A 19,004-nucleotide genomic window follows, 5' to 3' on the forward strand; every position below is an offset into this window, starting at 1 on the left:
CCAGGTTTATGATACCCACATATAATAAAAAGGATGATTCACCTGCGTATCCCAGTTAACTCTGAACCTGTAGTATTGGTTCGTCGTTAAACTTCCTGGTGAGCATCTCATAAATAATTTTTAACCAAATTAAAAACGATGGCAGTGCAATTAACGCATACGGCGTGACGTAAGCCAGCCGAAGCGGGCGCGGAAAAAGATCGGACTGTGCATTTGTTAACACTAAAGCAAAGATTATCAAAAAACGCTCATAACCTGTTATCGGCCGGTCGAGGTTTACAAACCAAATTCCGACACCTATCATGGCTATAATGTAAGTGGGTGGCTCTGAACCGCTGCTGAAAATTATTGTAAAAATTAATACCGACGCAGCGAGCAGCAATTGATATTGAACATTTCGCCAGTACTTTATTCTCACCATCGAAACGCCAAACACTGCCAGCGCCGGTATAAGCACCACCATATTTGGCAAATTTGGGTAGTGGAAAATTTTGCTGATCATCCCCATAACACAAACGTAGCCGCGTGATGATACCACATTAGCCGCATTTTTTGCAACAAGGTCGGGGTACCAGTCGTGATAAGTTTTTAGGATGAACGCTGGTGACGAGAATAACATGGGCAATGCAAACAAAACAACGGCCCAAAATACCATGCTTAAAATCAGCTTGATTTTGTTGTCGGAAAAGAAAAAGAAAGCAAGCCCGACAATGCCATAAAGCTTTATGGCGGTTCCAATTATTATCATTAAGGCTGCCCAAAAGTCCTGTTTGTTCTTAATAAATATAAAACTGAACAACACCAGCGCCGTTATCAACGGGTTTACCTGTGCGTTGCCCGCCGAACCCATTATGCTGAACAAACTTATCATTAGGATAGCCATTTTTTGGTTGTCGTTCAGGGGCAGTTTCATTACCGCCAGGTACAATATCCACGAGTTAAATATTACCCATAAAATAGCGCCAATGCTGTCTGGAAAAATGGTAAAAGGCGCAATAACCAGCGCGAACACCGGCCCATAGTGGTTAAGGTCGAAATAATATTCAGGTTGTGAGCCAAAAAGACTGTGTTGTTGTATTAAGTTTAAAAAGTTATGCTTGTAAATAATGTAGTTATTAATATTGGCGTTGCCGATATGGACATCAATAATATGAGGCATAAGTACGCCTTTTAACACCGGCAGCAAGCTTAAAACAAACCATGCCCCAACAACGAAAGATTTATTTGTGAAAAGCTTTGTGATTTTCTGCATCGGGTTGAATTTATCCAGTGTGTCGCAAAGATAATAAACTGGAAGTATCCCGCTTAAAATTTTACCACGGGCAAAAAACTAAAAAGGCCCCTTGCGGAGCCGTTTTAAAAACTAAAAAACCTACAAAAAAATCTACACTGCTTCGGCTATTTCTTTAACCTCTGCTGCCAAATTAACACCGGCCAGTTGGTCGGCAAAGGCTACAAACGCTTGATTGTCAGCTATTAGCTGTTGGTTAGCTACCAGGCTTTGAAGATTTATCTTCCCGATGACATATTTGTAGCTGCCCGATAAATACCGTTCGTGTATGTGGATAAAATCCAAAGCCTCAACCAGGCTTTCATCCTGATACCGAAAATAAATGTTCAACTCTATATTGTTAGTGAAGTTGAGCCCCTTGCGTTCTTTGGCTTTCTTATACTCGTACTGGTAACCATAACGCAACGCAGCGATATCAGATAGTACCGCAGAACCTGTAGGGTGGCCGCCCGCACCTTTACCGAAAAAGAACTGTTGATCGGCAAAAGCAGCCTGTACAATTACACCATTATATTCGTACTCAACATTGTATAAAAACTCTTTTTCGTTAACAAACTTGGGCAGTACAAAAAGCGCGACATGTTTATCATCAAGTTCTTTGGCAACGGGCACCAATTTTATCTTCAAATTCTTTTCGCGCGCGTACTGTAAATCGTTCGCCGAAAGGTTTTGGATGCCCAGGTTAAACACGTCATCTGGCTTTACCACAACGCCATAGGCATGAGCAGCAGCTATAACCAGTTTGTATTTGGCATCAAAGCCGCCAACGTCACTGGTAGGGTCAGTTTCGGCAAAGCCGAGGTCTTGTGCCTGTTTCAGTGCCGAATCGTAATCCAGGCCCTCGTTAAATCCTTTTGAAAGAATGTAATTTGATGAGCCGTTAAAAATTCCGCTCACCGAGTGAAGTAACTCATTGTCATAATACTCTTCGAGGTTGCGGATAATAGGAATACTGCCGCAAACCGATCCTTCATATAATAATGATGTTCCGTATTTGTGCTGAAGTTCGATCAATTCGTCTAGGTGCAGCGCAATCATTTTTTTACTGGCCGATACCACGTTTTTTCCGGTGCTTAACGCGCGCGAAACAATTTCAAATGCAGCTTCTGTATCATTTATCAGCTCAACAATGGTGTTTATCTCCGGATTATTAAGCAGATCATCCCTTTCCGTTGTAAACAAATGCGATGGGAGCGAACGCTGTTTATGCGCATCCTTTATAGCGATCTTTACAATCTCGAGGTTTAAATGCTTGGTTTTGATAATATCATACAATCCCTGGCCAACTACGCCAAATCCAAATAGTCCGATGTTTAATTTTTTACTCATTACGCTGTGCGTTGTAATTCAATAATCTTTCCTTTAACGTCTGTCTTAAAAAACGACGTCATTATTTTTGTTAAAGGTTCTGTTTCTATTAAAAAGCCATCGTGCCCGTAAAATGATTCCAGCTCGGCGAAAACGGCCTTTGGTATATGCTGAAAAAGGTATTGCTGTTCTTCAATCGGGAATAACACGTCTGACTTTATACCGATAACCAGCGTTCTCGCTTTTACCAGGCTTAGGGCCTTTTCAACCCCATGCCTTCCACGGCCCACGTTATGCGAATCCATGCTTTTCGACAAATACCAATAGCTATAGGCATTGTAGCGGTTCACCAGTTTTTGCCCCTGGTAGTTTTGGTATGATGCCGCTTTGAAACTGTCGGTTACATTGTCTTCATCTTCCTGTTGTGTAACCGAATAGGTTTTATAATTACGATAGGAGAGCAGGGCAATGCTCCGTGCCGCTTTTAATCCTTTTTGCCCGCCATCGGGTGAGTTGGAATAGAAAGTGCGGTCGGCACTGATAGCCAGGCGCTGCGACTCGTTAAAGGCAATACCCCATGGCGAGTGTTTAGCGTTTGATGCAATCAAGATAAGATTTTTAATCCTCTCCGGTTGGGTTATCGCCCATTCAACTGCTTGTTGGCCGCCCAACGAACCACCCAGCAAAATTTCAATATTATTAATACCAAGGTTGTCGGCCAATAAGGTGTGCGCTTTAACCATGTCCCGAACCGTAAACTCCGGAAATGACAGATAATAGGGCTGACCGGTTACCGGGTTTGTGCTCAGCGGGCAAGTGGTGCCATAATGCGATCCCAGAATGTTGGCGCAAACTATAAAATAATCCTCCGGGTTAAAATAGTCACTGTCGCCAAACAAACCTTTCCACCAATCAAAAACGTCGGAATTTGCAGTGAGGGCATGGCATACCCACACCACATTATCCGCGTTTTTATTAAGATTACCATAAGTATTGTAGCCTATCTGCAGCTCTTTCAGCTGCTTTCCCGACTCCAGTTCAAATGGCTTGTTGTATTTAAATATCTCTGTACTCATTGTTCGTAGTCCTTAGTCTTGAGTCGAAAGTCTCAAGTCGTTTTTTACTTACGACTATAGACTTTCGACTCAAGACTATTAATTATACGCTGATTTTGGCAAATGCCTGCTCAAAATCAGCTTTGATGTCGTCTATGTGTTCAATGCCAACGGCTATCCTTAACGAATTTGGCAATACGCCGGCCGATAATTGTTCTTCGTCTGAAAGCTGCTGGTGTGTTGTTGCCGACGGCTGTATGATTAATGTTTTGGCATCGCCAAGGTTGGCCAGATGGCTAACCAATTGTAAACTATCAATAAGTTTGCTCGCATTTTCTTTACTGCCTTTAATTTCGACAGATAGAACCGCTCCAAAACCATGCTTTAGATATTTTTTTGCAAGGCTATGGTGGGGTGACGACGGCAATCCCGGGTAATTTACTTTATCAACCAACGGATGCTGTTCCAGCCATTTGGCCAGTTCAAGCGCATTGTCAACGTGGCGTTGAACCCGTAGCGATAGCGTTTCAAGCCCTTGTATATTCAGCCATGAATTGAATGGGGACTGTGATGGGCCAAAGTCCCGTAACCCCTCAACGCGCGCGCGGATTATAAACTGGATGTTACCAAATGGACCGCCAATGCCAAATACGTTGGCAAATACCAGGCCATGGTAACCTTCGGATGGTTCAGTAAACTGCGGGAATTTGCCGTTGCCCCAGTTGTAAGTACCGCCGTCGACAATCACACCGCCAATGCTGGTACCATGACCACCGATCCATTTGGTTGTCGACTCAACCACAATATGTGCGCCATGTTCCAATGGCCTGAACAGGTAACCGCCTGCGCCGAATGTATTGTCAACTATCAGTGGTAAATCGTGCTTATTAGCTAATGCCGAAACTTTATCAAAATCAGCAATGTTAAAGCCGGGGTTGCCTATGGTTTCCAGGTAAATAGCTTTGGTTTTATCGTCAATTAGCAGTTCCAGGTTTTCGGCTGTGTCGTCTTTGGCAAAACGTACATCAATTCCCAGGCGCTTAAAGGCTACTTTAAACTGGTTATACGTACCACCATATAAAAATGGTGACGTTACAAAATTATCGCCGGCTTGCAGTATATTATTTAAAGCAATAAACTGTGCAGACTGACCCGATGCGGTTGCCAAAGCAGCTACGCCGCCTTCGAGGGCCGCGATACGCTTTTCAAAAACATCGGTGGTCGGGTTCATTATACGTGTGTAAATGTTGCCAAACTCCTTCAAGGCAAACAGGTTTGCACCGTGTTCGGCATTCTTAAATACGTATGATGTAGTTTGATAGATAGGCACAGCGCGTGAGCCTGTAGTTGGGTCGACCTCCTGACCCGCATGCAATTGTAATGTTTCGAATTTTAGATTGGCAGATGACATGTTTTCTAAGATTTAATTTTTATGAAATTTGTTGATTTAGCTACAATGGCGAAATATATCACCAGTTGTGAGACACGTACGTTTCCGGGAAAAGAAAGTAAAACGTGTTAAGGTTTAACGACTGCAACAAATACACATATAGCCTTTTGATGGACTATAAACATATACTAATGCAGCGCTCTTTGGGGCCTTAAAAAATGTTGGGAAAATTGCGTCAATCAAACTTTTCATGGTTATTAATTTATATTCCCCGGGGTATTTACCGGGCCAGGAATTGGCACCTTCTCCACTATCTGAGGGTTGCCAGCGGGTCACTGAGCCTGATCTCTCGCCGCTTCTTTATAAATCAAAACCTTTTGCGGAGGTAATGATCTTGGTATCGCTACCAAATATTGTTGCAAATATAAGGTGATATTTGCGAGGATTCCAAATTTAATTTTCTTTTACCGGGAAAGGTGAAAGGCAAAAGGTAAAAGCGGGAAGGTTTTGTGCGCTAGTTGCAGCAATTTTTTTGAGGTTTAAAAACTCAATCAACCGCTCAACCTAATCAACCACTCACCTAATTATAGGCCGTTATTTGCTTATCACCCACCACCTGTATATCGTATTCTTTTTTCAGCGGGTCGTATGGTACTGATTCGTTTATACTGATATAAATGTTTCCCAGTTCTTTGACCGAATAGGTTTGGATATCGGCAACCATGCCGTCTTTTATCAGGTACTGCGAAATAGATTCGCGGATGAGGTTGTATTGGTTAAGCTCGTTTGTTTCAATTTCAATAAAAAGCCGCCGTCCGTCGACTCTAAGTGAGATGATGTTGTGGGTGCCGCCATTAAGTGTTAATGCATATTTCCTGTTTTTCGTATTATTATCTTTTTTAGTGATCACGTAGCCTTTGGCAGTCAGAAAAGTATCGGCCTGGTGTATGTTGTTGTTTAATAGATATTTAATATCCTCGTATGAAATTAAACTTTTTTGACTGAGGCCGCGTGAGGCTATTATCATCAAAATAAAAAGAAAGAAATACTTCATACGATGTTATTAATATTACATCCAAGTTAAACTAATAATATGGTAAAGTATTACCTTAGCTTCATTGTTACAAAAATAGAATATGCCTAAAATAGAACTTGCTCGCGTAAAAGGCGACTTCGGCTTTGAAGCAAAAGACGAACAGGGACATGTAGTTAGAATGGATAGCAGCCCGGAAAGCGGTGGCTGGGATTTCGGGGTACGCCCGATGCAAATGCTGCTGATGGGGCTTGCAGGATGCTCGGCCATAGATGTAATTACCATCTTAAAAAAACAGCGCCAGGACGTTAAGGATTATAAAATGGTAGTTAACGGCGACCGCGAAGCGGGCGTTGAGCCATCACTATGGAGAGAAGTATCGATTGAATTTCACCTGTATGGCAAGGTTGACGAAGATAAAGCGGTGAAAGCTGCAGAATTATCAATTAACAAGTATTGCTCTGTTGCGGCTACTTTGGTAAAGGCCGGCGCTCAAATTAAATGGAAAGTTTTCGTGCATTCGGCTTGAGGGGAGAATTAAGAGCCAGGATAAACTGCTTTTATGGATAAGCCAATACCCATTCTAACGCTTCATCTTTTTCCTGTTTTAGATAAGCTACTGATTGAGTTGTTGCGTTCGCTCGAACCTGCAGATTGGGTTCGGCCAACCATTTGCCCGTTATGGAATGTTAAGGATATTGCCGCCCATTTGCTTGATGCCAATATGCGTACCATTTCGGGCTCGCACAGCCATTTCGGCGAAGCATCCGAAAATATTAACTCATACAACGTCTTGTTGATTACCTTAACGAACTCAATGCTGTTTGGGTAAAAGCTATGGACAGGGTAAGTCCCCAGCTGCTTGTTGCTATGCTTGAAACAACCGGCCCTCAATATTGTGATATCATGGCGTTGCGCAAACCCTTCGAAACAGCGAAGTATGCAGTTTCATGGGCGGGCGAAGAACAATCGGAAAATTGGTTTGACGTCGCCCGGGAATACACCGAGAAGTGGCATCACCAACAGCAAATACGCGATGCCGTTGGCAAACCCGGAATCATGCATCGTGAATTATTTTACCCCTGCATGGACACCTTTATGCGGGCATTGCCACATACTTACCGAAATGTTAACGCTGAAGATGGCAGGCTAATACAATTCAGCATCAGCACAAGTGACGGCGGGGATTGGTATCTTCAAAAAAATGGAACAGGATGGGCTCTGGTTGATAACCAGGCTGGCAAAAAGCCGGACGCCTTGGTTGAGATAAAGCCTGATACAGCCTGGAAATTATTTACCAAAGGCATGAAAGCGGCAAACGCCATTGAGAGATCTGAGTTGCGGGGAGATACTAATTTAACGCATGCATTGTTTGGTATGTTGTCGGTAATGGCGTGAAATTTAACCAGAGGCGGGGGATATAGCAGGTATCCAGCAGGTATAAGAGGTATTATTGAAAGCCTTCCACAGCTCGTCCCCATGATTATTGACGATAAATCCGTTGTACAGCAATTTAAAATTTCGTTCGAGTTAACCAGGGCGGCTATTCCGGCTCGTTTGAATTTTTGCCTATCAGGTATAAATAACAGGAAATTGTACTATTTTAAGGTCATGTTTTTATAGCGCCAAATTTATCCCGCAGGTGTAATCCATCATTCTTTTTGGCATTTTTCTTAGCCTTGACGGGACATTTTATTACCATTGCTACTCAACCTTTTACATCCTTGATACAACTTTGACTATTGTTGTTACCTGACCCGATATGTCAATATGTTGATAACCTTATTCTATCCATGGCACTGATGTTGCCAATCATGTGTATGCTTAAACAATAATAAAAGCATACAATTAAATCACACAAAAATGAAATCAAATTTTAAAAGAGCAAGCCTGCTGGTAACCGGACTTTTGGTGGGCGGTAAATTATTCGCTCAAAGCCCCGATACTACAAGGGCGACTACAACAGACTATGTTAAACCATTTTCGAGCGAAGATTCGTTCCGCACATGGTCAATAGGAGTTAGCGGCGGTATATTAAGCCCTTACACTATTATCGGGTCGAACAGGAAACAAGACTTTACGCATCCAAAAGTTGAGTTGGGTTATGGAGCTTACATTAAAAAACAAATTACATCTGGTTTTGGCATCCAGGCCGATTTTATGGGCGGCAAGCTTTCGGGCGAAAACAGTCAGGTAGGGCCATTGGGCAATACGTACGATAGCTACAGCACCAAACTGCATTATGCGTTAAGTTTAAGTGGCAACGTTACAGTCGGTAATATCAGCTGGCGCAACAACAAAAATGCAATCCAGCCATATGTTACCGCAGGTGTCGGCGCTATGCACTACACGCCGGTAATAACTTCGGGCGGGGTAAGCCAGAATTTTAAAACCGCCGATAACGGTTCGATAAACGAATTGTTTGTGCCTGTTGGCGTGGGCGTTAAATTGAACGTTGCCCGCGGGGTGAACATTGATTTAGGCTACCAGGTTAATTTTGCTTATTCAGACAATGTTGACGGGTTTAACTATGGCTCAAATAACGACAGGTTCTCATATGCACACGCAGGCTTAGAGTTTGCATTAGGCAAATCATCAAAGCCACAACTTGCATCGCATAATCCAGTTTCTTCAATGAGGACAGAATATTTAACTGAAAATCAGAATACTAAAAACCAGTTGCAGAGCGAGATAGACGCTCAAAAAGCGCAAAACGACCAGTTGAAAGCAGATTTGGCTACAACTAATGCAAACCTTGCTAAATTCACTACCGACAGCGATGGCGATGGTGTCCCTGACTTTTTTGATAAGTGCCCTAACACTCCAACCGGAACAAAGGTTGATGGTGCAGGTTGCCCATTACCGGTCGCCAAGCCCGATGTTAAGGTTTACGTAACCGAAGAAGACAGAAAAGTTGTAAAAGAAGCTATTAAAAACCTTGAGTTTGATTTTGGTAAAGCAACTATACGTGCACACTCATACCCAAGTTTGGATCGTGTGGCCGATTTGCTGGTAGCTAAAAACTTCAGCTTAAAATTAGCAGGACACACTGATAATGTAGGTTCGAATGATGCCAATTTAAGGCTGTCGAAAGAACGTGCTGAATCAATCAAATCTTACCTGGTAAGCAAAGGTGCTAATGCATCACGTATTGAAGCTACCGGCTATGGCGAGACTCAGCCAATTGCAAGCAATAAAACTGCAAAAGGCCGTCAGCAAAACCGCAGGGTTGAGTTTACATTGTTTTAGTAATAAAAACTCGATATAAATAGAAAGCGCCCGGCTATTGCCGGGCGCTTTTTTGTAAATTATACCTTTTTCATAGCGATGGGTTTTAAACCCATCGCTATGAAAATGCCGTTGCACAGGTAATTGGGATGCATTAGTTTATCAGATTTTCAATAATCCTGCAAATCCATACAATCCCGCAAATCGTGTCATTCTACCTCAAAAAATTCAGCGAGTGCACCAAAGTAGCTGTTATCCCATCCTTCAGCAAAGTCATTATACTCGGCGGCGGGCAAGTTGGTGTGTCTTAGCTCAATCGATGTGCCATCTTTATCCGGGTGAAGTTTAATCGTCACAATAGATTCCTCGGGTTGCCCGTCAAAGTACCATTGCTGTACAATTTTTTTATTCTCCTCAAATTCAAGATTTTTACCAACAATACTACCTTCCCACATCGAAAATTCAGAACCCGGCTCGGTCGACATTTCTGCGGTTTCGCCAGTCCATAATTCAATGGTAAGCGGGTTAGTTAAAGCTGTATAAACCTCTTCGGGGGTTGCTGGTAAACGATAATATTTTTTAAAATCAGGCACAATTAACACGATTTAATGATTGAAATGATTAACACGATTTAATATCGCAAAGATATAACACCTGCACGTTAATCCTGTAAATCTTACAAATCCTTAAATCGTGTCTATCCAAGCGGTAAAACCGTCTTGCCGTAAACTTCATTCAAAACATTCGCTATGCCTGCATAAATGGCCGAAGCGCCACAAAATATACCCTCGTAGCCGGCAAATTTTTCAAAGCTTTCGTTACCCGTAGCATGTTTGGCTGCTAACAAAAAGAACAAAATAACCAAACTTCCGAATACAACCTGCAACGCGCGGTTCAGTTTCAATGTACCAAAAAACAGGAATAAGGTAAATAGCCCCCACATTACCAGGTATGCGCACATCGCGCTTTCCGCTGGTTTCGCAGCCCACCCAAATTTAGGGATCACGATTAGACCCACCAGCGACAGCCAGAAAAAGCCATATGATGTAAATGCGGTAAGTCCGAAAGTGTTGTTCTTTTTTGCCTCAATAATGCCGGCAATAACCTGGGCAAGGCCGCCATAAAAAATACCCATAGCAAGTATCATCGAATTCATTTCGAAGAAGCCAGCGTTGTGAAGGTTAAGTAAAACGGTGGTCATGCCAAAGGCGCACAGACCGAGCGGGGCGGGGTTGGCAATGCCGTCCTTAACCGCAACTGGAGTTGTAGGGATCATAGTTTAAAGGTTTTTTTGTTGGTTTTCAATGCAATTTAACTGTTCCTGATACATTTACCAATTTTTTCTGCAAACTGATGAGTAACTTTATGGTTAACCACATAACCATGCAAAAAATAGTACTGCTGCGCCACGGCGAAAGCGTTTGGAATAAAGAGAACCGTTTTACCGGCTGGACTGATGTTGACCTGTCCGAAGAAGGCTTTAAACAGGCCAAACGGGCCGGAGAAATTTTGAAAGCACAAGGTTATAATTTTGATGTGGGGTTTACTTCGCTTCTCAAACGCTCTATAAAAACCTTGCACATTGTACTGGAAGAATTGGACCATTTATGGATACCCGTCCAAAAATCGTGGCGTTTAAATGAGCGTTTTTACGGGGCCTTACAGGGACTGAATAAAGATGAAACTATAGCCAAATACGGCCCCGAACTTGTTCAAAAATGGCGCCGGGATCCGCACGAACTGCCGCCTGCCATTACTAAAGATGATGGCCGTTATCCCGGTAAAGACCTGCGCTACAAAGCTCTTACCGAACGTGAGCTGCCGTTAACCGAAAACCTGAGCCAGACCATGGACAGGGTTTTGCCTTTTTGGAACGAGTTTATTATACCAGCCATTCGCAAGAATCAAAAAGTGATTGTTTGCGCACACGGCAACAGTTTGCGGGCATTGATACAATTTATCGACCACCTGACCGATGAAGAAGTCACCCAGCTTGATTTACCTACCGGCGTGCCGTTGGTGTATGAGTTGGATGAGGGATTAAACAGGATAAGGCATTATAATTTGGAATGAGATAAATTATTTTATTTCTACATTTGGTAAACCTGTCATGTCAATGGAGTTCAAAGTCAGCAATTTAATTTATGGGTATATTTTATTGATTGCTTTAGCAGTTTGTGTATCGGTATCTCATTTTGTGCTGCCATTAACAACCCCGCACCCAATATGGAATTACCTGGTTGTTGGACTTCTTCTTTTTGTCGTTTTCAGTTCCTCATGGTTTAAAAAAAATCTTATTTTAAAGTTGACCAATAAACCCGTATTAATTATAAATGAAGACTTCGTTTTTGACATCGCATCAAACAGAAAATATGACTGGGATGATATAAAAGAGATTTACGGCGAAAATTCAAGTATTTATATTGTGCTTTATCAGCCCGAAAAGTATAAACAAAAGCCTTCCAATGGTTTGGAAAGGTGGAATGCGAAAATCGACAAAAATCCATCGTTTACAATTAACACTGGTTTTGTAAGTGCCCGGATTAATACTTTGCTTGAAGTTTTGGACGAATACAGCATTAAAGCTGCAAAATAACTTAGAATTTAAAGTCTCTTTAAATTTATCTTACTTAAACAATTTATTAAAATCCCCATAAGGTACTGTGCCATTTGCAAAAGTAAAGGTGCCTTTGCCGGCAACTTCCTGTGCGGCCTGCATAAAAGCGCCATAAGCCGCGCGGGCAAATGACGACCCAAGGCTTATTCGTTTTACCCCAAGCTCAGCAAGTCCCTCGACCGTAAAGTCTGACGAACCGAGGCCCATAACAACCGAAATAGGTTTTGGCGATACCGCACCGACTACGGCTTTAATATCGGCAACCGTTTTTAAACCGGGGGCAAACAAAACATCGGCGCCTGCATCGGCGAAAGCCACAAGGCGGCGTATGGTACTTTTTAAATCAGGCCGTCCGTGAATCAGGTTTTCGGCACGTGCTGTAAGCGTAAAGTGGAAAGGCAGGCTTCTCGCTGCTTCAACTGCAGCTCTAACCCGTTCTAAGGCTAAATCAAAGGGAATAATCGGGTTTTCCGGTTTTCCGGTAGAGTCCTCGATAGAACCACCGACAAGCCCGGCACTGGCAGCCAGTAAAATGGTTTCCGCGCATGTTTCGGGCGATTCCCCGTAACCATTCTCTAAATCCGCCGAAATCGGCAGATTAGTTGCCATAACAATATCGTGTGCATTTTTTAGCGTTTCCGTAAGGCTTACCGCACAAAGGCCGTCAGGCTTGGCTAAAGAATAGGCGAGGCCCGCGCTTGTGGTGGCCAGGGCCTCGAAACCTAGACTTTCTAAAATTTTAGCCGAGCCGGCATCCCATGGGTTAGGGATTACAAAAATACCTTCGCGCTGGTGTAGAGCTTTTAATTTTTCGGCTTTGGCTGCTTGTAATGGGTGAGATGATTGCATATTTATTAAGGTAGATGTTGTTTGTAAGCTATTGATTTTTTTAAAAACAAGTTTAGTGCGATAATACGTGTCGTTTAATTAACCCGCCTTTAACTTCTGATACTGAATGTGTTATAATGAATGCGTTAGGATCAACCTGTTGAACTGTATTTACAAGGCGCGACACATCAAGTCTTGTTATCACAACATATAAAATGTCGATATCCTTATCTTCAATCGCGTTCCTGCCATAGCCGCGTTCTCCTTTATAAACGGTTACTCCCCTGTGTAATTGCCGGATAATTACATTTTTTATCAATTCGCTTTTGTGCGAAATAATGGTGACTGCCGTGTATTCATCAAAGCCTTGCACAATATAATTAATCATTTGCGACGCGGAGAGATAGGTGAGGATGGAATATAACGCCGAGTGTATCCCCAAAAAAAATGCCGCTACACCAAATATTAATATATTGATAACCAGGATAATTTGCCCTACGGAGAGGAATGATTTAGGGTTGATATAAACCGCCAGCAATTCTGTGCCATCAATAACGCACCCACCCCGCATTGCTAAACCTATCCCTGTGCCCAGGAAAAAGCCGCCAAAAACTGCGGTAAGCAGCTTGTCATCAGTAACAATTGGAAACTTAAAAAGATATAGAACAATTGAGAGCAGACAGATAGCTATTAATGTTTTAATAGCGTAAAGCTTATTGATCCGTTTAAAGCCGAGCCAAATAAATGGCAGGTTTATCACAATAATTAAAACAGATATCGGCGCACCGGTTGTTGAACTGACTAACAGTGATATACCCGTTACCCCGCCATCAATAAAGTGATTAGGGATTAAAAAACCTTTTAACCCGAAGGCAGCACTAAATATGCCGGCAATTATCAGCAGCACATTAGCAATTTCTTTTCGGGTGTTTACTTTGGTTCTTTTCATATATTGGCATTAGGATGTTTAAAAGTATCAAATTTTTAAATGCAAGGCTTTTTGTTATGCACAATTTAAGCCTTGCATATTAATAATTACATTTAAATGCTTTTCTGAACCTCCAAAACAGGGAGCCGGTTGTTAATACTGGCTTTTATCATTTCTTCCCATTGAGCGGCTATCCGGGTTGCTTTCTTCAAATTGCCTTCATTATCAACATATTGTTTATAAAAAGTAATGTAATGAATGGGGTGCTTATTTTTATCCCATAGTACTAATTGAAGAAGTTGAATTGAACTACCTTGCCTTTTTTCGTCAATAGTGCAGTCGCTTATATTTTTCAAGTCGATTAATTCTGAAGAATAATCCAGGAGGTTAACTTTTATAATTACTTTTTTCAACTGGTCAATAACAATAGCAAAGGAATCAAGCTTGTCAATAACCCGGAATGTCAGGCCATGTTGTTGTTCGAGCAAATGGAGCTCATGTGTTATTCTTCTTTTCTTTTTGTTGCGCGAACTTCTGACAGCCAGGTACACGGGAATAAATATAATAAGGAATAAAATAGCCGCAATAAGGCCATTCTCTATGGTATTGCTCATTTTTAAAATTTTAAGATGGAAAAATTGGGCGTAGTTACGCCCTGCTATGTTTGAGAAATTAACGTAGCACCTTATCTGAAAAAATGAAATGGGAATAACAGCAATTGTAAAAACTCCTGCCGGTGAATTACGTGCTGCTTGTCTAAAATAAATAAGTTACGGCAGACTTTGGCGAAGCGGCACTGCGAAAAATCAAGATTACCAACCCACAGTGGTTTAACAAAACTGTGTACAACATAGGCACCAATACTTTCGGCATGCAGGTTTTTTACAAGGGGCAATGACTGCGCCTGTTTTTTGATACCCGACTGGTAACTGCCGGTTAAAGCAGTGCCATTAAACTCGCTTAAGTTGTAAGCACCAGGGTTAAGTACTGCAAGTATAAGAAGGGGTAAAAATAGCTTCAGCAGTACTTTTTGCATGCTCCAAAGGTAGGGGTTATTATACATGTTGTGGTATAAATGGCGCTTTTATTGCATACAGTGGTGTTTTTTTATAATTACTTGTCACAATATCCCCCTTATGTTGTCATGCAAGGCACCCGCGTAAATCTAATTACCACCGTATGTTTGTATTGTTCAATCAAACAAAATATTAACAGGTAAATCACACTAAAGAATATTACTATGAGCATTTTAACTTCAGTTTTGGGCGTAATAGCGGGGATAGTTATCCTTGTTTTGCTGGCGGCTTTGTTTGTGAAAAAAGAATATACAGTGCAAAGCCAGTTAACTATCGACAAAAACAGCCGGGTGGTATTTGATTATATCAAATACATTAAAAACCAGGCCTATTACAACAAATGGGTAATGATAGACCCTAATGCAAAAATGGATTACAGCGGTACCGATGGCACTGTGGGCTTCACGTCGGCTTGGGACAGTGAAAACAAAAATGTAGGCAAAGGCGTGCAGGAAGTCAGGAAAATACTTGATGGCGAGCGCATAGATTGCGAAATACGGTTTGAAAGGCCATTTAAAAACGTGGCACAAACCTTTATGGAGGTAACGCCAATATCAGAGAGTACTACAAATGTACAATGGGGAATGCTGGGTAAAAATCCATACCCGTTTAATTTAATGAATTTGTTTATACCCGGCATGCTCGAAAAAGATTTGGATACAAGCCTGGGGACTCTAAGAAATAACCTTGAGAAATAAAATAACCGGACGAAATGATTATTAACAGAAAGCCAAAACCTAGCCCTGAACTCCAAAAACTCGACAAGTTGGTGGGGATATGGAATGTATCGGGCGAGGTATGCGGGCAGGTGAGTTATAGCTGGATGGAAGGAGGCTTTTTTTTGGTGCAATATATTGATATTGAGGGAGCGAAAGGGCTGGAATTTATAGGGTATGACGAGGACAGCGGTAAACTAAAATCGCACTATTTTGATGGTGATGGCAAGGTGCTGGAGTATACGTATACTTTAAACAGTATCGACCACATAATAAACATAGATACGCCCGATATAACAGGAAAATTTGAAGGGCATTACAGCAATAATGGCAACACCATAACCGGCAGCTGGCATTGGGAACAAAACGGCGAGGAAATGGGATACAAAGCAATATACAATCGTTTAAACTTAAGTTAATCAATTAATAAACAATAAACCTTTACTAAAATGAAACCAAAAACTATTAAAATAACCTATTGGTGCCTGATTGTATTATTTTCATTAGCCATGCTGGGCGATGCTGTTGGCGGCATAACCAAACAACAAGCAGGAATAGATGTGCTGAACCATTTAGGTTATCCTATTTACATAATGCCTTTTTTGGGATATCTGAAGGTACTGGGCGTAATTGCTTTGCTGCAAACTAAATTCCGCAATTTGAAGGAATGGGCTTTTGCGGGTTTTGCGTTCAACTTTATCGGTGCCGCAGTTTCACGGGCTGCCATGGGTGACGGGGCCGGAATGGTAGCCATGCCTTTGGTAATGCTGGCGGTGTTGTTTGTAACCTATTGGTTTTGGCGTAAATATGATGTACTTAACAACATCTAAATAAAAAAACATGAAAAACGAAGAGCTTGCGAGAGAGGCAGATCAAACTTTGACAGAATTAATAGCATTGGCAAGAACCGTACCTGTTGAAAAATTTAACATCGTACCTTTTGACGGTAGCTGGACTGCCGGGCAGCTAACTCAACACATGGTGATGTCGAATTCGGGTTTTGCCGATTTGCTGAATGGCCCGGTAAAAGACACCGAAAGGGCGCCGGATGCCGCAGTTGAAGGAATAAAAAGCACGTTCCTGAATTTCGATATTAAAATTCAAACCCCTGATTTTATACTTCCTGAGGAAAAAAATTATGACAAAGATGGGTTACTTGCGGCATTATCAGGTATTAAAGCCGACATAGTCACATCAGCCGCCACGCTTGATTTATCAAAAACCTGTCTTTCATTTGAATTGCCGGTACTAGGGTACGTAACCCGGCTGGAGGCTGGTAGCTTTGTGATTTGCCATACGCAGCGGCATATACACCAATTAAAAAATATTTGTACTAAACTTATGACGAACTAAGAACCAAGAGTCAAGAATCAAGAGCCATGACGAAAAAAAATAAAATCTATAACAAAACAATACTTACAGGGTAGATTTTAAATGAATACAAGATAAGCTACGCCCCTTATTTTTATCTTGATTCTTGTTTTTGACCCTTATACAGCCAAATATTATATAATCACTTTATTTAACTTACATTAAATTATTACGATGAAAAAAATTAACATTATCTATTGGTTATCAACCGGTTTGATACTGGCAATGATGCTCCTTTCGGGAGTTATGAGCATAATAAACGGCCCAAAATCCATAGAAATGATGCACGACCATTTAGGTTATCCTAATTACTTCACTGTGTTTCTAGGCGTAGCGAAGATATTAGGCATAATCGCAATACTGGTTCCTGGTTTCCCTAAATTAAAAGAATGGGTTTATGCCGGTTTCACTTTTGATTTGCTGGGTGCGACCTATTCGTTCATTGCGGTAAAAGACCCGATTAGCAGTCTTGCATTTTTCCCGGTGCTTTTTGCACTATTAATAGTCTCTTATATTTATTTCCATAAAAAATTGGCCGCTAAGGCTTCGAGCCCGGCCTGAAAATTATCATGACCGAATCAACAACATCAATAAATAAAACAAAACGTTTTTTTTCATTATTAAAACAAGCCATAAATGGCAAAACTGAGCAAGATTATACCATAGGCAGCATCCGAAAGGCAGTGTTCCTGCTGGCCATCCCCATGATTACGGAGATGATAATGGAATCGGTATTTGCCCTGGTAGATATCTACTTTGTAGGTAAAATAGGTAACGCTGCGGTAGCAACGCTTGCTTTAACAGAATCAGTTCTTAGCCTTGTTTATTCAGTAGCCATTGGCTTAAGTATGGCTGCAACCGCGCTGGTTGCCCGCCGCGTAGGCGAGAAAAATTTGGACGGAGCAGCACATGCAGGCATGCAAACTATCTTATTCTCAACCGTACTTTCGTTAATAATATCGTTCACCGGCGTTAATTTTGCAGGAACAATATTGCACCTGATGGGTGCCAGCGACCGGATGATTGCTGAGAACATTGCGTATACGCGCATCATGTTTGGCGGTAACATCGTTATCATGCTGTTGTTCCTCATCAATGGTATCTTCCGTGGCGCTGGTGATGCCAGTATTGCCATGCGCAGCCTGATAATTGCAAATGTTTGCAACATTATTTTATGCCCAGTGCTTATCTACGGGTTAGGGCCAATTCCGGCATTAGGTATAAAAGGCGCGGCAATTGCAACTACCACGGGCAGGGGCATAGGCGTCTGTTACCAAATGTATCGGCTGTTTGTCCGCAAGGGTCTGCTGCATTTTTACGCTGCCCAAATACGGCCGCATAAAGAGTTGCTTATCCAAATTGTAAAGATAGGTAGTACAGGCACTATCCAGTTCCTGGTAAGTTCAGCAAGCTGGATCTTTTTAGCAAGGCTGATGGCGGGATTTGGTGAAGGTGCCATGGCCGGGTACCAGGTGGCTATACGGATGCTGATATTCTTCCTGCTACCGGCATGGGGATTAAGCAATGCGGCTGCAACCTTAACTGGCCAAAACCTTGGCGCAGGGAAACCCGAGCGCGCCGAACAAAGTGTTAAAACAACGGCGGGCTACTCTGTGATATACATGGTGTGCGTAAGCCTGTTCTTTTTCCTGCTTGGTACGCCTGTAGTAAACTTTATGAACAGCGATCCGCAGGCGCGACACTTTGCTATACAGGCATTACAAATAATCAGCCTGGGTTACGTGTTTTTCGGCATCGAAATGGTGATGATGAACGCCTTTAACGGGGCCGGGGATACGCAAACGCCAACTTTGGTTAATCTTATTGCGTTTTGGCTATTCCAGATACCGGTGGCTTGGGTATTGAGTACACATTTTATAAAAGAGCCGAGGGGCGTTTTTTATGCTGTATTAATTTCGCAGGTAGTAGCTGCGGGATTAAGCTATTACCTGTTTAAAAAAGGCAGGTGGAAGAGGGTAAAAGTTTAGGTTAACAACTTAATATGAGTTCGAAATAAGCAAAGCGATTCGCCTCACCCCAAACCCTTCTCCAAAGAGTAATAGCCTATCATTAGACAGGGGCAATAATTGGTAAGGCACATTTATTAATTAATATGTCGAATATCGATTTGTTACCCCGGTAATTATATTTGAAAGTAAATTC

General features: G+C 41.9%; 23 protein-coding genes and 1 riboswitch. Of the genes, 12 read left to right on the top strand and 11 right to left on the bottom strand.

Features of this window, described 5'->3' with window-relative positions; all coding sequences use genetic code 11:
• Positions 1 to 55 precede the first annotated feature (55 nt).
• The 5 genes from NAF19_RS25540 to NAF19_RS25560 all read right to left on the bottom strand — a co-directional run bounded on the left by NAF19_RS25540 (position 56) and on the right by NAF19_RS25560 (position 6,098).
• Positions 56 to 1,252, bottom strand: coding sequence for a glycosyltransferase family 87 protein (locus NAF19_RS25540; protein WP_252793201.1), 1,197 nt, complete (start codon positions 1,250 to 1,252; stop codon positions 56 to 58).
• A 132-nt stretch (positions 1,253 to 1,384) separates the two neighbouring features.
• Positions 1,385 to 2,620 (bottom strand): homoserine dehydrogenase, encoded by a 1,236-nt coding sequence (locus NAF19_RS25545; protein WP_252793202.1) that lies wholly within the window; start codon positions 2,618 to 2,620, stop codon positions 1,385 to 1,387.
• A complete protein-coding gene (locus NAF19_RS25550) occupies positions 2,620 to 3,675 on the bottom strand; it encodes a homoserine O-acetyltransferase family protein (protein WP_252793203.1) in 1,056 nt (351 codons plus the stop codon). The genes NAF19_RS25545 and NAF19_RS25550 overlap by 1 nt, the downstream gene beginning before the upstream one ends.
• 82 nt (positions 3,676 to 3,757) lie before the next feature.
• The gene (locus NAF19_RS25555; RefSeq protein WP_252793204.1) at positions 3,758 to 5,065 is read right to left on the bottom strand and encodes an O-acetylhomoserine aminocarboxypropyltransferase/cysteine synthase family protein; all 1,308 of its coding nucleotides are present in this window, start codon (positions 5,063 to 5,065) and stop codon (positions 3,758 to 3,760) included.
• Between the two features lie 238 nt (positions 5,066 to 5,303).
• Positions 5,304 to 5,413, bottom strand: a riboswitch (SAM riboswitch).
• A gap of 211 nt (positions 5,414 to 5,624) precedes the next feature.
• The gene (locus tag NAF19_RS25560) at positions 5,625 to 6,098 is read right to left on the bottom strand and encodes a hypothetical protein (RefSeq protein ID WP_252793205.1); all 474 of its coding nucleotides are present in this window, start codon (positions 6,096 to 6,098) and stop codon (positions 5,625 to 5,627) included.
• A gap of 82 nt (positions 6,099 to 6,180) precedes the next feature.
• Here NAF19_RS25560 and NAF19_RS25565 point away from each other — a divergent pair, with 82 nt between their 5' ends.
• The 4 genes from NAF19_RS25565 (at position 6,181) to NAF19_RS25580 (ending at position 9,326) form a co-directional block, all read left to right on the top strand.
• Positions 6,181 to 6,606 carry an OsmC family protein gene (locus NAF19_RS25565; RefSeq protein ID WP_252793206.1) on the top strand — a complete coding sequence of 142 codons (426 nt, stop codon included), beginning with the start codon at positions 6,181 to 6,183 and terminating at the stop codon, positions 6,604 to 6,606.
• Between the two features lie 33 nt (positions 6,607 to 6,639).
• Positions 6,640 to 6,909, top strand: a complete 270-nt coding sequence (locus tag NAF19_RS25570) for a maleylpyruvate isomerase N-terminal domain-containing protein (RefSeq protein WP_252793207.1) — start codon at positions 6,640 to 6,642, stop codon at positions 6,907 to 6,909.
• Between the two features lie 5 nt (positions 6,910 to 6,914).
• The gene (locus NAF19_RS25575) at positions 6,915 to 7,475 is read left to right on the top strand and encodes a hypothetical protein (RefSeq protein WP_252793208.1); all 561 of its coding nucleotides are present in this window, start codon (positions 6,915 to 6,917) and stop codon (positions 7,473 to 7,475) included.
• 465 nt (positions 7,476 to 7,940) lie between these two features.
• Positions 7,941 to 9,326 (top strand): DUF6089 family protein, encoded by a 1,386-nt coding sequence (locus tag NAF19_RS25580; protein ID WP_252793209.1) that lies wholly within the window; start codon positions 7,941 to 7,943, stop codon positions 9,324 to 9,326.
• 188 nt (positions 9,327 to 9,514) lie between these two features.
• On the opposite strand, the gene NAF19_RS25585 is transcribed toward NAF19_RS25580, so the two are convergent.
• Entirely contained in the window at positions 9,515 to 9,898 is a 384-nt protein-coding gene (locus NAF19_RS25585) for an SRPBCC domain-containing protein (RefSeq protein ID WP_252793210.1), read from the bottom strand.
• A gap of 104 nt (positions 9,899 to 10,002) precedes the next feature.
• Positions 10,003 to 10,581, bottom strand: a complete 579-nt coding sequence (locus tag NAF19_RS25590) for an acetate uptake transporter (RefSeq protein WP_252793211.1) — start codon at positions 10,579 to 10,581, stop codon at positions 10,003 to 10,005.
• Positions 10,582 to 10,688: 107 nt separating this feature from the next.
• On the opposite strand from NAF19_RS25590, the gene gpmA reads away from it, so the two are divergent.
• Together gpmA and NAF19_RS25600 are read left to right on the top strand one after the other, a co-directional pair.
• Positions 10,689 to 11,378, top strand: coding sequence for a 2,3-diphosphoglycerate-dependent phosphoglycerate mutase (gene gpmA / locus NAF19_RS25595; RefSeq protein WP_252793212.1), 690 nt, complete (start codon positions 10,689 to 10,691; stop codon positions 11,376 to 11,378).
• A gap of 43 nt (positions 11,379 to 11,421) precedes the next feature.
• On the top strand, positions 11,422 to 11,901 hold the full coding sequence (locus tag NAF19_RS25600; RefSeq protein WP_252793213.1) for an STM3941 family protein: 480 nt from the start codon (positions 11,422 to 11,424) through the stop codon (positions 11,899 to 11,901).
• 30 nt (positions 11,902 to 11,931) lie between these two features.
• On the opposite strand, the gene NAF19_RS25605 is transcribed toward NAF19_RS25600, so the two are convergent.
• From NAF19_RS25605 to NAF19_RS25620, 4 genes are all read right to left on the bottom strand, one after another.
• Positions 11,932 to 12,771 carry an isocitrate lyase/PEP mutase family protein gene (locus NAF19_RS25605; protein WP_252793214.1) on the bottom strand — a complete coding sequence of 280 codons (840 nt, stop codon included), beginning with the start codon at positions 12,769 to 12,771 and terminating at the stop codon, positions 11,932 to 11,934.
• Between the two features lie 52 nt (positions 12,772 to 12,823).
• Positions 12,824 to 13,699 carry a YitT family protein gene (locus tag NAF19_RS25610; RefSeq protein WP_252793215.1) on the bottom strand — a complete coding sequence of 292 codons (876 nt, stop codon included), beginning with the start codon at positions 13,697 to 13,699 and terminating at the stop codon, positions 12,824 to 12,826.
• 92 nt (positions 13,700 to 13,791) lie between these two features.
• Positions 13,792 to 14,292, bottom strand: coding sequence for a hypothetical protein (locus tag NAF19_RS25615; RefSeq protein WP_252793216.1), 501 nt, complete (start codon positions 14,290 to 14,292; stop codon positions 13,792 to 13,794).
• Between the two features lie 71 nt (positions 14,293 to 14,363).
• Positions 14,364 to 14,741 (bottom strand): hypothetical protein, encoded by a 378-nt coding sequence (locus NAF19_RS25620; RefSeq protein WP_252793217.1) that lies wholly within the window; start codon positions 14,739 to 14,741, stop codon positions 14,364 to 14,366.
• Positions 14,742 to 14,918: 177 nt separating this feature from the next.
• Between NAF19_RS25620 and NAF19_RS25625 the strand changes: the two genes are divergently transcribed.
• The 6 genes from NAF19_RS25625 to NAF19_RS25650 all read left to right on the top strand — a co-directional run bounded on the left by NAF19_RS25625 (position 14,919) and on the right by NAF19_RS25650 (position 18,829).
• Entirely contained in the window at positions 14,919 to 15,452 is a 534-nt protein-coding gene (locus NAF19_RS25625) for an SRPBCC family protein (RefSeq protein ID WP_252793218.1), read from the top strand.
• A 14-nt stretch (positions 15,453 to 15,466) separates the two neighbouring features.
• Positions 15,467 to 15,889 (top strand): hypothetical protein, encoded by a 423-nt coding sequence (locus NAF19_RS25630; RefSeq protein ID WP_252793219.1) that lies wholly within the window; start codon positions 15,467 to 15,469, stop codon positions 15,887 to 15,889.
• 30 nt (positions 15,890 to 15,919) lie between these two features.
• Positions 15,920 to 16,300: a DoxX family protein gene (locus NAF19_RS25635; protein WP_252793220.1), complete on the top strand. Its 381-nt coding sequence runs from the start codon at positions 15,920 to 15,922 to the stop codon at positions 16,298 to 16,300.
• 10 nt (positions 16,301 to 16,310) lie between these two features.
• Entirely contained in the window at positions 16,311 to 16,823 is a 513-nt protein-coding gene (locus tag NAF19_RS25640) for a DinB family protein (protein ID WP_252793221.1), read from the top strand.
• A gap of 192 nt (positions 16,824 to 17,015) precedes the next feature.
• A complete protein-coding gene (locus tag NAF19_RS25645) occupies positions 17,016 to 17,402 on the top strand; it encodes a DoxX family protein (RefSeq protein WP_252793222.1) in 387 nt (128 codons plus the stop codon).
• Between the two features lie 8 nt (positions 17,403 to 17,410).
• A complete protein-coding gene (locus NAF19_RS25650) occupies positions 17,411 to 18,829 on the top strand; it encodes an MATE family efflux transporter (protein ID WP_252793223.1) in 1,419 nt (472 codons plus the stop codon).
• The last annotated feature ends 175 nt before the right edge of the window (positions 18,830 to 19,004 follow it).

Source organism: Mucilaginibacter flavidus (assembly GCF_024055575.1).
Classification (GTDB): domain Bacteria; phylum Bacteroidota; class Bacteroidia; order Sphingobacteriales; family Sphingobacteriaceae; genus Mucilaginibacter; species Mucilaginibacter flavidus.